This is a genomic window from Oscillibacter sp. KLE 1745 (assembly GCF_000469445.2).
In the GTDB taxonomy this organism is placed as follows: domain Bacteria; phylum Bacillota; class Clostridia; order Oscillospirales; family Oscillospiraceae; genus Oscillibacter; species Oscillibacter welbionis.
Window position 1 is genome coordinate 17,113 of record NZ_KI271659.1, and the last position, 12,868, is coordinate 29,980.

The following is a 12,868-nucleotide window of genomic DNA, read 5'->3' on the forward strand; positions in this document are numbered from 1 at the left end:
TAGAGGAGGAGGACGACCATGTCTGGAAGAATTTTTCAAAATGTGGTGCTGCAGCTGAAGGAAAATACGGACCGGACGGTTGGCGTCATTGACGGTGAGGGCATCGTCATCGCCTGCAGCGAACTGGCGATGATCGGCCAGCGGTGGGCGGAGCATGTGCCTGCCATCAATGCTGCCGGCGGCGCCATCGTCACGTCGGAGGGAAAGACATTCAAGGCCCTGAACGGCTGGGGAACCCAGTTTGACTATGCAGCCTTCGCCTTTGGCGACAACGAGATCAGCAAGACCGTCTGCGCCATGGCCACGGTGGCGCTGAATGCAGCCAAATCCTACTACGAGGAGAAACATGACCGGGGGTCCTTCATCAAGGACATCATCTCCGATAACATCATGCTGGGGGATATCTATGTGCGGGCCAAGGAGCTGCGGGTCACGGCGGACGTGCCCCGGGGCGTATTCGTGGTCCGCACCCTGAAGAAGGGGGAGTCTGTCCCCACGGACGTGATCCAGTCCCTGTTCCCGGACCGGCAAAACGATTTCGTCCTCAGCATCGGCGAGGGCGACGTGGTCCTCATCCGCCAGATGCCGGAGGGCTCTGGCATCAAGGAGCTGAACAAGATCGCCTCCTCTATTGAGGAGGCCCTCCGTGCCGGCGGGGAGCCCACGGTGGTGGTGGGCATCGGCACCGTGGCCACCCACCTGCGGGACTTGGCCAAGAGCTATAAGGAGGCACAGATCGCCATTGAGGTGGGCAAGGTCTTTGACACGGAGAAGTACGTCATCAACTATGAGAATTTGGGCATCGGCCGGTTGATCTATCAGCTGCCCACCACCCTGTGCGAGATGTTCCTCCAGGAGGTGTTCAAAAAGAACCCCATCGACGCACTGGACAAGGAGACGCTCTTCACCATCCACAAGTTCTTTGAGAACAACCTGAACGTGTCCGAGACCGCCCGGAAGCTGTTCGTCCACCGGAACACTCTGGTGTACCGGCTGGAGAAGATCAAGAAGCTGACGGGCCTGGACCTGCGGGAGTTCGACGACGCCATTACCTTCAAGGTGGCTCTGATGGTCAAGAAATATCTGACCTCCCGGGGCATCGACTCCTGAGCCTGGATGGATCACACAAGCGCCCCGGCCGGAATTCCGGCCGGGGTTTTTCGCGCCCGGCGGAGACGGACCGCCGGGGAGGAAAACGGAATCGGAAGATTTGAAAAAGGCGGTTGCATTGCGGCGGAAAACCAGATATAATGAAAAAAGCTCTTACATTATGTCGACTGGCGGGGAACCTTTCGGCCGCGCCCGGCGTGTATAAAATAGGGAACACGAGGTACAGACATGATTCGATTAAAAGACGTGGAGATGGAGTACGACAACGGCACCCGGGCCATCAAGGGCATTACCCTGACGATCGAGGACGGGGAATTCGTGTTTCTGGTGGGCCCTTCGGGGTCCGGCAAGTCCACCATCATCAAGTTGCTGACCGGCGAGGTGGAACCCTGCGCCGGACGCATTATGATCAACGGTTTTTCCGTCAGCAACATCTCAGAAAAGCAGATCCCCCTGATGCGCCGCACTCTGGGAGTGATTTTTCAGGATTTCCGGCTGATCGAGAAGAAGACTGTCTATGACAACCTGGCCTTTGTCATGCGGGCAGTGGGCGCCAGCCCCAAGGAGATCCGCAAGCGCATCCCCTATGTGCTGGAGCTGGTGGGCCTGGGGAAAAAGGCGGACAGCTATCCCACGGAGCTCTCCGGCGGCGAGCAGCAGCGGGTAGCCATTGCCCGGGCCCTGGTGAACAACCCCAACACCATCATCGCCGACGAGCCCACCGGAAACCTGGACCCGGAGCGGTCCCTGGAGCTGATGAGCCTGCTGGTGAAGATCAACGAGCTGGGCACCACCGTGGTGGTGGTGACCCACGAGAAAGACCTGGTGGACCGCTTCGGCAAGCGGGTGGTCACCATCGATTCCGGCCATGTCGTCAACGACAGCGTGGGCGGCTATGTGGGGGGGCATATCCATGGCTAAACGTCACGATTTCAGCTATTTTTTCCACGAGGGACTGAGCAATATGTTCAGCCACGGCTTCATGTCCTTTGCCGCCATCGGCATCACGGTGGCCTGCCTGCTGATTATGGGTACCTTTACCCTGGTGGCGGTAAACGCCAATGAGCTGCTGACCACCCTGGAACAGGAGAATGAGATCCTGGCCTATGTGGATGACAGCTACACCGAGACCCAGGCCCGGGCCCTCAAGTCCCGGCTGGAGGCCATTCCCAATGTGGCCTCCGTCACCTTCATTTCCAGGGATGAGGCCATGGAGGACTTCAAGGCCCAGTACCCGGATGAGGAGCTGTTCCAGGACCTGGACCCGGAGATTCTGGAGGACCGCTACGCCATCAAGCTGGTGGATCTGGAGGCGCAGAGCGAGACCGTGGAGGCGGTGCAGGCCCTCACCGGCATCTCCGATGTCAGCCACTACGAGGAGATCGCCGGTGGTTTTGTCACTGTGCGGAACGTAGCCACGGTGGTATGCGTGGCACTGATCGCCATCTTGTTCGTAGTGTCGGTGTTCATCATCTCCAACACCATCAAGCTCACCACCTTTGACCGGCGGGAGGAGATCGCCATCATGCGGATGGTGGGCGCCACCAACGGCTTCATCCGCTGGCCCTTTGTGTATGAGGGCTTCATGCTGGGCCTGCTGGGCGCGGTGATCGCCTTCTTCCTCCAGTGGGCGCTGTATGCGGCAGTGGCCCGGGGTGTGGACAGCAACGACACGCTGCAGCTGATCCAGGTGATGCCCTTCTCGGAGCTCTGGGCGCCAGTGGCGGCGGTGTTCGCTCTGGCGGGCATTGTGATCGGCGTGGGAGGCAGCCTCTCCGCCATCCGGAAATTTTTGCAGGTGTGAGGTGACGGGCATGAAGAAAGCTGGCAGGCGATTCCACTGCATCTTCCGCGCCGTGTTCGCAGCGGCGCTGGCCTTGGCTATCACCGGCGCCAATCTGGCTCCGGCGGCGGCCGTCACCTGGGCGGACGTGAATGAATTGAAGGATGAGGCCAACGGCCTGGACGCGGAGAAAAAGGAGCTCCAGGCCAAGCTGGATGCCCTGGCGGACGACAAGAGCCAGGCTGTGGCCCGGAAAGAGCTGCTGGACCAGCAGATCGCCAATACGGAGGCACAGATCGCCAATACGCAGGCCCAGATCGACCGGTATGCCGCCCTCATCACCCAGACGGAGGCGGAGCTGGTAGAGGCTGAGGAAAAAGAGGCGGCCCAGTACGAGCTGTTCTGCAGCCGGGTCCGAGAGATGGAGAAGCAGGACGAGGTCAGCTACTGGGCGGTGCTGTTCCGGGCCAGCAGCTTTACCGACCTGTTGGGCCGGCTGGACGCCATCAACGAGATCATGAAGTACGACCAGGGCGTCATCGACGACCTCAAGGCCCTTCAGGCGGAGATCGAGGAGAAGAAGGCCACGCTGGAGAGCAGCAAGGCTGAGACCGAGGCCGCCAAGGCGGAGCTGGTCAGCAAGGAGAATGAGCTGAACACCCAGCGCAGCCAGGCCAACGCCGTCATCCAGCAGCTGTCCGCCAACGAGAACGAGACGGAGGCCGCACTGGCAGATCTGGAGGCGGAGCAGGACGCCCTGTGGGCGGAGGCCCAGCGCCTCAGCGACCAGCTGGTGGCCCAGCAGGCCGCCAACGGCCAGTCCACAGAGTCCAATCCAGGCGGCTACATCTGGCCGGTGAACAGCCGGTACATCACCTCCACCATGGGCGGACGGAACTCTCCCGGCGGTATCGGCTCCACCAACCACAAGGGTACGGACATCGGCCGGGTGGGTTACACCAGCTCCATCTACGCAGCCAAGTCCGGCACGGTCATCGTGTCCCAGTACAGCAGCTCCTACGGCAACTATGTGGTCATCTCCCACGGCAGCGGCAATACCACGCTGTATGCCCACATGTCCAGCCGGAAGGTGGAGGTGGGGCAGTATGTGAACCAGGGGGATGTGATCGGTATCACCGGATCCACCGGCAACTCCACCGGGCCGCACCTGCACTTTGAGGTGACGGAGAACGGTGTCCGGGTGAATCCCCTGAGCCACGGCGCGGAGCCGCGGATGGGCTATCTCAGTGGCTATACCCTCTCAGGAAGTGCATAAACTACGCTCCCGCCCCGTAGGATGGGGCGGGAGTGATTTTATGATCGGTATGATGACATGGACGCCCCCTGCGGGCGGCGTCCGGCAAAAGAGCGTGGCTCTGGAGACGCGGGCCCTGCTCCACCTGCGGGTGGCCTGGGCGTCGGTGGCCAGGGGCCCCCGGACACCGGAGGCCCTGGTGCGGCGGCGGGTGCTGACGGCCGCCAAGCGGCTGCGGAAGGCCGGTGTCACCCGTCTGGTGGTGCCGGAGGCGTTTGCCTATGGGGAACAGCTGGAGAAGGTCGGTGTGGCGCCGGTGTCCACGCTGCCTCTGCGGCGGGCGCTGGCGGCGGATCTGGCACGGGCGGTCATGGCAGGGCGGAACCTCTCCGGCGGCAGCGCACGGCTGGCGGTGGCGGGAGACCAGCTCTCCGGCGAGCTGGTGCGGACCGTGACGGAGCTGGCGCTGGGAAACCGTTACGTGCTGCTGGATGTGCCCTACGGCGGCGACACCCTGGCCAATCAGCTGCGGCGGGAGTACGGCGTTTCCCTGCTGCTGTCCCCCACCCGGCAGCAGATGGAAGAGGCGGATGTGCTGGTGCTGTTCGCGGCCCGGACGGACCTGCGACGGCGGGACCCGGCAGTGCTGCGGCTGTATGATGAGGCGGCGCCTCTGCCGCCGCTGCTGCTGCCGCCGGTGCTGGAGGGCCAGATGCCCCCGGGCCTCTGCCGCCCTCAGCTGCTGGCCGTACTGGTGGAGAGCGGCGTCCTGCGGCCGGGGCAGATCACCGTGGGCACGGCGGAGAGCTGACACCGCAGAGAATTTTGCAAAACCGCAGGCGGCATCGCTTGACATTCTCAAATCCACACACTATAATACTACTCTATGATAATATAGTATCATTATGTGCAGGGGCGGCCGCATCGGCCGCCCTGCCAAAGGATAGGAGAGATACGGTCCACATGGAAAGAGAGTACAAGATGAGCGCGGCCCGCGCCCAGGAACTGCAGGAAGAGCTGAACTATTTGAAGACCACCCGGTCTGACGAGGTGGCGGAGCAGATCAAGGTGGCCCGGGGCTTCGGCGATTTGAGCGAGAACAGCGAGTACGACGAGGCAAAGAACGAGCAGGGCAAGCTGTATTCCCGCATCGCAGAGCTGGAGGAGATCCTGCAGCACGTGGTGATCGTGGACGAGAGCAACGCCCCCACCAACGTGGTGACCATCGGCTGCAAGGTGACGGTGGCGGACAAGAACGGCAACACCATGCCCGCCTACCGCATCGTGGGCTCTCAGGAGTCCGACCCCATGAACGGCATCATTTCCGAGGAGTCTCCCTTCGGCAAGGCCCTGGTCGGAGCCAAGGAGGGGGACACCGTCACGGTGGAGGCCCCCAGCGGCGCCATCGTCTACACGGTGCAGAAGATCGAGCGGTAAAGGAGAGCGGACATGTCTGAACAGAAGACAACCCAGCAGCCGGAGCAGGAGCTGAGTGAGCAGCGCCGCGTCCGGCGGGAGAAGCTGGCGGCCCTTCAGGCCGCAGGCGAGGATCCCTTCCAGCAGACCCGGTTCGACTGGGACGCCACCTCTGCACAGATCAAGGAGCACTTTGACCAGATGGAGGGCAGGGCCGTGAAGGTGGCCGGCCGCCTGATGAGCAAGCGGGGCATGGGCAAGGTCAGCTTCTGTGACCTGCAGGACCGGGACGGCCGCATCCAGCTGTACGCCCGCCAGGACGAGATGGATGAGGCGGTCTATAAGAAGTTCAAGAAGTTCGACATCGGTGACATCGTGGGCGTCGAGGGTGAGGTGTTCCGCACCCAGCGGGGCGAGATGAGTGTCCGGGCCAAGAACATCACGCTGTTGAGCAAGGCGCTGCTGCCCCTGCCGGAGAAGTTCCACGGCCTGACAGATCTGGAGCTCCGGTACCGCCAGCGGTATGTGGATTTGATCGTGAACCCGGAGGTGAAGCGAAACTTCGTCATCCGGTCCAAGTTCATCAAGCACGTCCGGGACTTCCTGGATGAACGGGGCTATATGGAGGTGGAGACGCCGGTGCTGAACACCATTTCCGGCGGCGCCACTGCCCGGCCCTTCATCACCCACCACAACACTCTGGACATCGATATGTATATGCGTATCGCCACAGAGCTGCCCCTGAAGCGGCTGATTGTGGGCGGCCTGGACCGGGTGTATGAGATCGGCCGCATCTTCCGCAACGAGGGTATGGACCCCAAGCACAACCCGGAGTTTACCACTGTGGAGCTGTATCAGGCCTACACGGACTTCAACGGCATGATGGATCTGTTTGAGGACCTGCTGTCCTCTGCCGCCCAGAAGATCCTGGGCACCTATCAGGTGGAGTGGCAGGGCGAGCAGATCGACCTGACCCCCGGCTGGCCCCGGCTGACCATGCATGAGGCCGTGAAACAGTACACCGGCATCGACTTCATGGCCATCTCCTCTGATGAGGAGGCGGTGTCCGCTGCCAAGGCCATCGGCGTGGAGCTGCCGGAGACGGCGGACCCCACCTGGGGCAATGCCCTGTATGAGACCTTCGATCAGAAGGTGGAGGAGAAGCTGGTACAGCCCACCTTCATCACTATGCACCCAGTGGATGTGAGCCCTCTGGCCAAGCGTTCCCCGCAGGATCCCCGGCTGACGGAGCGGTTCGAGCTGTTCATCTGCCGCAGCGAGATGGGCAACGCCTTCTCCGAACTGAACGACCCTATCGACCAGAAGCAGCGGTTCCAGAAGCAGGTGGAGCTGCGGGCCAAGGGCGACAGCGAGGCTGGCATGATGGACGAGGACTATATCAACGCCCTGGAGTACGGCCTGCCCCCCACCGGCGGCCTTGGAATCGGCATCGACCGCTGCGTCATGCTGCTGACCAACTCCGACACCATTCGGGAAGTCATTCTCTTCCCCACGATGAAGCCGCTGGACTGAGTGCATTCGGCCGAAGAGTCTGTGCTGGCAAACGTCCGGCTAAGGCCGGATTTGCGGAGAGCTGCAAATGGAGAAGTTGACCCGGCGGGGCCTTTGCCCCGGCGGAAAGAGGGGGAGTACGCCGCTGGCCGGCGTACTCCTCCGTCTGCTGTCAAGGCAAAAACCGCCGGCAGAAAAACGGAATCCTCTCCGGATATGCGCACCGGCTCTGGATTTAGAGCGGAATGTGTACGGCACCGGGGCGGTCGAACAGCGGACTTGAGAAGCAGAGGCACCTGCGCCGCAGGGGGAGGAGAGAGATTCCGGAGGCGATAAATGGGAGAGCACGAAGGCGGCACCCTTCCGGAGAAGACCGGATCCGGAGCTCCCGCCTGGGCTCCGGGCTGTTGAATCTGTAACGGCCGGGCTGCAGCGGCCGGTGTTTTTTTATTTATAAGGTATGAAATTCCAGGGTGCTGTGAAAAAAATCGTTGACTTGAATCACAGAAGAGCTTATGCTATACTTGCTTTTGTATAAATCCCCACAGCGGTTTCCATGAAATTCCATGGACTGCGGCGGCCAAGGGCTGCCGAATGGGACCTTTCGCGCTCTATGTCCCACCGGGCATAGAGCGCATCCCCGTCTCCGGACAGCACCTGGAACGGATGGACGCACGGGGAGCAGAATGACCGGAAAAGGAGGCGCGCCCTATGGAGATCATCACCAGCCGGACCAATCCGCTGTGCACCCATCTCCGCAAGCTGGCGTCCTCCGTTTCTTATCGCCGGGACTGCGGGGAGTTCCTTTGCGACAGCCCCAAGTTGCTGGAGGAGGCTTTGCTGTGGAGAGCGGACCTGCGGACAGTGGTCTGCACGGACCCCGCCGCCCTGCCTGCCCTGCCCGATACTGTCCGCCGCGTCCAGGTACCCGGGGATTTGATGAAATCCATCTCTCCCGCACAGACGCCCCAGGGCGTCCTCTCCGTGTGCGGCCTGCCGGGCCGGACGCTTCCGGAACAGTTGACCGGCCGCCGGTACGTGGTCCTGGACGGGGTTCAGGATCCGGGGAATGTGGGGACGATCCTCCGGACGGCGGACGCCTTTCACGCCGACGGATTGTTTTTGGTGAACGCCTGCGCGGACCTGTACAATCCCAAGACCGTTCGGGCCTCCATGGGTGCGGTGTTCCGCTGCCCGGTGTGGACCTGCGGGCTGGAAGAGCTGCGGGCGCTGCTGACGAAGAGCGGCCTGCCCTTGTATGGCGCGGCCCTTCGGAGCGATACGGTGGACGTGCGGCGGGCGGACTTCTCTCACTGCGCCGTGGCCGTTGGCAGCGAGGGGAAGGGCCTCTCGGCGGACGCGCTGGCGGCTTGTGACCTGACGGTGAGGATCCCGATGAGCGGTCACTGCGAGTCCCTGAACGCTGCTGCTGCGGCGGCCGTGCTGCTGTGGGAGGCGGCGAGAGACGACTGAGGAGGGAAGTCCATGTCCGCGCTGAAATACTGGCTGTGGCTGACGGAGCTGCCGGGGCTGACGAACCAGACCCGGCTGGCGCTGCTGCAGCATTTCCCCACGCCGGAGGACGTGTACTACGCGGAGGCGGAGGAGGTGCTGCTGACCGAGGGCATCACCCGGGAGCAGGCGATCCTGCTGGAGAACAAGGACTGCGCCGCTGCGGACCGGATTTTGGCGGACTGCCAGCGGCTGAATGTGAACATCCTCACCCTCCAGGACGCGGGGTATCCCAACCGGCTGCGGAATATTTACGACCCGCCCTGTCTGCTGTATGTCCGGGGCCGCCTGCCGGCTTTTGACGATGAGGCGGCGGTGGCTGTGGTGGGCACCAGGGACTGCACGCCCTACGGCGTCTCCTGTGCGGAGAAGCTGGGCCATGGCTTGGCCGCCGGCGGAGCCGTGGTGGTCAGCGGCTTGGCCCGAGGCATCGACTCCGCGGCGCTGCGGGGCGCCCTGCGGGCCGGCGGCACGGTGGCGGCGGTGCTGGGCAACGGCACGGATGTGATTTACCCACCGGAAAATCAATACCTATATGAGGATGTTGCGGCGGCTGGCGCGCTGGTCAGCGAGTACCCGCCGGGCACGCCGCCGGATGGACGGCATTTCCCGGTGCGCAACCGCATCCTATCCGGCCTCTCTCTGGCAGCCCTGGTGGTGGAGGCGCCGGAGCGCAGCGGTGCGCTCATCACGGCGGGCACCGCCCTGGAGCAGGGGCGGGACGTGTTCGCTGTCCCCGGACCCATTGATGCTCCGGCCAGCGTGGGCTGCAACCGCCTGATCCGCGACGGCGCCGGGCTGGCGTCCGACGCCTGGGACATCCTGCGGGAATACGAGGCCCGGTTCCCGGACAAGCTGCGCCGGGAGGGGACGCAGGACGCGCCCCCTGTGCTGGGCTATCAGGCCCGGCAGAAGACGGAGCCCAAGCCGGTGGCTCCGTCGGTGAGCCTGTCCCACAATAATCTGAGTCTGACCGACGACCAGATCTGCCTGCTCCGGACGCTGACGGAGGAGCCCATGCTGGCAGACGACCTGATCGAGCTGACGGGCATCCCCACTCGGCGGGTGCTGTCGGCCCTGACCGTGCTGGAGATCGAGCATCTGGTGACACAGCACAGCGGGAAGCGGTACGCCCGCGCGGTGAATTTGACGGAATAAACACGCGCCCGATCCTGGGCGCTTGGAGGTAACTATGGCAAAACACAGCCTGGTCATCGTGGAGTCTCCCGCGAAGGCCAAAACCATCGGAAAATACCTGGGCAAGGAGTTTGAGGTGAAGGCCTGCATGGGCCATCTGCGGGACCTGCCCAAGAGTACCCTGGGCGTGGACCTGGAGCACGACTTCGAGCCGGTCTACAAGCCCATCAAGGGCAAGGAGGACATCATCGCCGACCTGAAGAAGTCCGCCAAGAGTGCGGAGATGGTCTACCTTGCCACCGACCCGGACCGGGAGGGAGAGGCCATCTCCTGGCACCTGAAGCAGCTGCTGAACCTGCCAGATGAGAAGACCCGGCGGGTCACCTTTAATGAGATTACCAAGAACGTGGTGCAGGAGAGCATCCGGGAGCCCCGGGACATCGACCAGAAGCTGGTGGACGCCCAGCAGGCCCGCCGCATCCTGGACCGGATCGTGGGCTATGAGCTGAGCCCCCTGCTGTGGAAGAAGATCCGCCGGGGCCTCTCCGCCGGGCGGGTCCAGTCCGTGGCCACCCGCATGGTGGACGACCGGGACCGGGAGATCGAGGAGTTCAAACCTGAGGAGTACTGGACCCTGGATGCCAACCTGTTCGGCGACGACGCGAAAAAGCTCCCCTTCGCCGCCCGCTACCACGGGAAGGTCGGCAAGAAGGCGGAGCTGAAGTCGGCGGAGGACGTGGATGCTGTGGTCCATGAGACGGAGCACGCCCCCTTCACCGTCAAGACCGTGAAGCGCACAGACAAGCAGCGCAGCCCCTCTCCGCCCTTCACCACCTCCACCATGCAGCAGGAGGCGTCCCGCAAGCTCTCCATGACGCCCCGGCGGACCATGGCCATCGCCCAGCAGCTGTACGAGGGCGTGGATATCGAGGGCGAGGGCACCGTGGGCCTCATCACCTATATGCGTACCGACTCCCTGCGGATCAGTGAGGAGGCCCTGGCCTCCGCCAAGACCTTCATTACGGGCCGCTACGGCGAACATTACGCCCAGACCCACCGCTACAAGGCCAAGGCGGGCGCCCAGGACGCCCACGAGGCCATCCGTCCCAGCAACGTCAACTGGACGCCGGAGCAGCTGAAAAAGGACCTGACTGGCGAGCAGTACCGCCTCTACCGCTTGGTGTGGAGCCGCTTTCTGGCCAGCCAGATGGCCAACGCCGTGTACGACAGCGTGGCCGTGGAGGTCGAGGCGGCGGGACACAGCTTCCGGGCCAGCTCCTCCAGCCTGAAATTCTCCGGCTACACCGCCGTGTATGAGGAGGGCAAGGACGAGGAGAAAGAGGAGAAGGAATCCCCCCTGCCCGCCCTGCGGGAGGGCGAACCTCTGACCCTGAAGGACTTTGACCGGGAGCAGCACTTCACCCAGCCCCCGGCCCACTATACAGACGCCACGCTGATCCGGGCCATGGAGGAGCAGGGCATCGGCCGCCCCTCCACTTACGCTCCCACTGTGTCCACCATCCTGGACCGGGAGTACGTGGTGAAGGAGGGCAAGTACCTCCGCATCACCAACCTGGGCCGTGTGGTGACCGCCCTGATGAAAGAGCGGTTCTCCGACATCGCGGATCTGAAATTCACCGCCAATATGGAACAGCGGCTGGACTCCGTGGAGGAGGGAAAGACCGCCTGGAAGGACGTGCTGCGGGAGTTCTACGGGGACTTTGAGCAGGACCTGGAGAACGCCGAAAAGGCTCTGGACGGCACCCGCATCAAGGTGCCCGACGAGGTCAGCGAGGAGATCTGCCCGGAGTGCGGGCGGAATCTGGTGGTAAAGTCCGGCCGGTTCGGCCGCTTCCTGGCCTGTCCCGGCTACCCCGAGTGCACGTTCACCATGCCGCTGGTGGTGGAGATGCCGGGCCGCTGCCCCAAGTGCGGCGGGCGGCTGATGAAGCGCACCGGAAACAGCAAGAAGACCGGCAAGCAGTATACCTACTACTGCTGTGAGCATGTGAACAGCAAGGACGAGACGGCGAAGTGCGACTTCATGACCTGGGACGTGCCGGTGAAGGACGACTGCCCGGTCTGCGGCCACACCATGTTCAAGAAGGCGGGCCGGGGATTCAAGAAGCCCTTCTGCATCAATCCGGAATGCAGCAACTTCCTGCCGGAGGAGAAGCGGGGCTATCCCAGGAAGAAGGCCGCGGACAGCGCCGAGGGCGCGGAGCCTGCCGCTGCGGCGGAGGAGACAGCGGAGAAGAAGCCCGCCAGGCGGACAGCCGCAGCGAAGAAGGCGGACACCGCCAAGACCGCCGCGAAAAAGAGCGCCGCCAAGAAACCGGCAGCCGCCAAGACTGCCGCAAAGAAGCCTGCGGCCAAGAAGGAGACGGCCTCCAAAGCGGCGGCCAAGACCACATCCAGCAGAAAGACCGCGGCCAAAAAGACGGTCGCGTCAAAGGCGAAGAAGCCCGCCGGGAAGGAGTGACAGCTCCCGGGCCAGGCGGAAGCCGGAGCGGAAGAGGAAGCGCTCCTCCTGCTCCGTGCAGCGCCAGGCGGCGGCCTGATAGGACTCCAGCAGTTCGATCTGCTCCGGGGTCAGGGAGGCCAGCAGAGCATTCTCCAGGCGGCTCTCCCGCTGGTAGAGCGGCCAGCAGGTGCCGGGGAGGTTTTCGTCCAGGTGCTCCAGGAGGTTCTCGAAGAGAATGTCCAGAGGGTCAGTCATGATGAATCATCTCCAAAATCGTAGTTTAATTTCGTGTTTACAATATACACGAAATTAAACTGCAAGTCAAGGGGTGGGGCATGGAAAATTTTGCACAACGGGTCAGACAACTGCGCAAGGAGTCTGGCAAGACACAGACACAGATGGCTGCTGTTTTTGAAATCAGTGCTCGCCAATACCAAAATTATGAGGGCGGCGGGCATTATCCGGATGTGCCGGGATTGATGAAAATGGCGGACTACTTCGGCGTTACTACCGACTATCTGCTGGGACGCAGCGACCAGAGGAGCTAAGGTGATACGGGCCGCCGTCCGGCGGCCACGGGGACTTCTGCTCCCGCAGGGGGCTGGTCCAGCGGGATGCACCCCCCATTTTCTTTTCCCTCTTGTGGAAAAGAAAACGGGCCGTGCACGGTCCAAAAGAA

Annotated in this window: 12 protein-coding genes; 11 read left to right on the forward strand and 1 reads right to left on the reverse strand. The window is 63.0% G+C overall.

Features of this window, described 5'->3' with window-relative positions; all coding sequences use genetic code 11:
- The first annotated feature begins 18 nt into the window (after positions 1 to 18).
- The 10 genes from HMPREF1546_RS01050 to topA all read left to right on the forward strand — a co-directional run bounded on the left by HMPREF1546_RS01050 (position 19) and on the right by topA (position 12,207).
- Entirely contained in the window at positions 19 to 1,110 is a 1,092-nt protein-coding gene (locus tag HMPREF1546_RS01050) for a CdaR family transcriptional regulator (RefSeq protein WP_021750734.1), read from the forward strand.
- A 228-nt stretch (positions 1,111 to 1,338) separates the two neighbouring features.
- Positions 1,339 to 2,031, forward strand: coding sequence for a cell division ATP-binding protein FtsE (gene ftsE / locus HMPREF1546_RS01055; protein WP_021750733.1), 693 nt, complete (start codon positions 1,339 to 1,341; stop codon positions 2,029 to 2,031).
- A complete protein-coding gene (gene ftsX / locus HMPREF1546_RS01060) occupies positions 2,024 to 2,914 on the forward strand; it encodes a permease-like cell division protein FtsX (RefSeq protein WP_021750732.1) in 891 nt (296 codons plus the stop codon). Before ftsE ends, ftsX begins: the two co-directional genes overlap by 8 nt.
- Positions 2,915 to 2,924: 10 nt before the next feature.
- Entirely contained in the window at positions 2,925 to 4,169 is a 1,245-nt protein-coding gene (locus tag HMPREF1546_RS01065; RefSeq protein ID WP_021750731.1) for a murein hydrolase activator EnvC, read from the forward strand.
- Positions 4,170 to 4,209: 40 nt separating this feature from the next.
- Positions 4,210 to 4,959 (forward strand): hypothetical protein, encoded by a 750-nt coding sequence (locus HMPREF1546_RS01070; protein ID WP_021750730.1) that lies wholly within the window; start codon positions 4,210 to 4,212, stop codon positions 4,957 to 4,959.
- A gap of 152 nt (positions 4,960 to 5,111) precedes the next feature.
- Positions 5,112 to 5,585, forward strand: a complete 474-nt coding sequence (gene greA, locus HMPREF1546_RS01075) for a transcription elongation factor GreA (protein ID WP_021750729.1) — start codon at positions 5,112 to 5,114, stop codon at positions 5,583 to 5,585.
- Positions 5,586 to 5,597: 12 nt separating this feature from the next.
- Positions 5,598 to 7,097 (forward strand): lysine--tRNA ligase, encoded by a 1,500-nt coding sequence (gene lysS, locus HMPREF1546_RS01080; protein WP_021750728.1) that lies wholly within the window; start codon positions 5,598 to 5,600, stop codon positions 7,095 to 7,097.
- Between the two features lie 690 nt (positions 7,098 to 7,787).
- Positions 7,788 to 8,549 (forward strand): RNA methyltransferase, encoded by a 762-nt coding sequence (locus tag HMPREF1546_RS01085; protein WP_021750726.1) that lies wholly within the window; start codon positions 7,788 to 7,790, stop codon positions 8,547 to 8,549.
- Between the two features lie 12 nt (positions 8,550 to 8,561).
- Positions 8,562 to 9,746: a DNA-processing protein DprA gene (gene dprA, locus HMPREF1546_RS01090; protein WP_021751600.1), complete on the forward strand. Its 1,185-nt coding sequence runs from the start codon at positions 8,562 to 8,564 to the stop codon at positions 9,744 to 9,746.
- A gap of 34 nt (positions 9,747 to 9,780) precedes the next feature.
- Positions 9,781 to 12,207 (forward strand): type I DNA topoisomerase, encoded by a 2,427-nt coding sequence (topA, locus tag HMPREF1546_RS01095; protein ID WP_021750753.1) that lies wholly within the window; start codon positions 9,781 to 9,783, stop codon positions 12,205 to 12,207.
- Here the strand turns inward: topA and HMPREF1546_RS01100 are convergent.
- A complete protein-coding gene (locus tag HMPREF1546_RS01100) occupies positions 12,175 to 12,444 on the reverse strand; it encodes a hypothetical protein (RefSeq protein WP_021750752.1) in 270 nt (89 codons plus the stop codon). The genes topA and HMPREF1546_RS01100 overlap by 33 nt on opposite strands.
- 80 nt (positions 12,445 to 12,524) lie before the next feature.
- Between HMPREF1546_RS01100 and HMPREF1546_RS01105 the strand changes: the two genes are divergently transcribed.
- A complete protein-coding gene (locus HMPREF1546_RS01105; RefSeq protein WP_021750751.1) occupies positions 12,525 to 12,737 on the forward strand; it encodes a helix-turn-helix domain-containing protein in 213 nt (70 codons plus the stop codon).
- The last annotated feature ends 131 nt before the right edge of the window (positions 12,738 to 12,868 follow it).

Excerpts from the sequence above, each read along its gene's own strand:
- ftsX (WP_021750732.1), top strand. The coding sequence starts at position 2,024 with ATGGCTAAACGTCACGATTTCAGCTATTTTTTCCACGAGGGACTGAGC.
- HMPREF1546_RS01065 (WP_021750731.1), top strand. The coding sequence starts at position 2,925 with ATGAAGAAAGCTGGCAGGCGATTCCACTGCATCTTCCGCGCCGTGTTC.
- HMPREF1546_RS01105 (WP_021750751.1), top strand. The coding sequence starts at position 12,525 with ATGGAAAATTTTGCACAACGGGTCAGACAACTGCGCAAGGAGTCTGGC.
- HMPREF1546_RS01100 (WP_021750752.1), bottom strand. The coding sequence starts at position 12,444 with ATGACTGACCCTCTGGACATTCTCTTCGAGAACCTCCTGGAGCACCTG.
- HMPREF1546_RS01070 (WP_021750730.1), top strand. The coding sequence starts at position 4,210 with ATGATCGGTATGATGACATGGACGCCCCCTGCGGGCGGCGTCCGGCAA.
- ftsE (WP_021750733.1), top strand. The coding sequence starts at position 1,339 with ATGATTCGATTAAAAGACGTGGAGATGGAGTACGACAACGGCACCCGG.
- greA (WP_021750729.1), top strand. The coding sequence starts at position 5,112 with ATGGAAAGAGAGTACAAGATGAGCGCGGCCCGCGCCCAGGAACTGCAG.
- HMPREF1546_RS01085 (WP_021750726.1), top strand. The coding sequence starts at position 7,788 with ATGGAGATCATCACCAGCCGGACCAATCCGCTGTGCACCCATCTCCGC.
- HMPREF1546_RS01050 (WP_021750734.1), top strand. The coding sequence starts at position 19 with ATGTCTGGAAGAATTTTTCAAAATGTGGTGCTGCAGCTGAAGGAAAAT.
- dprA (WP_021751600.1), top strand. The coding sequence starts at position 8,562 with ATGTCCGCGCTGAAATACTGGCTGTGGCTGACGGAGCTGCCGGGGCTG.
- topA (WP_021750753.1), top strand. The coding sequence starts at position 9,781 with ATGGCAAAACACAGCCTGGTCATCGTGGAGTCTCCCGCGAAGGCCAAA.
- lysS (WP_021750728.1), top strand. The coding sequence starts at position 5,598 with ATGTCTGAACAGAAGACAACCCAGCAGCCGGAGCAGGAGCTGAGTGAG.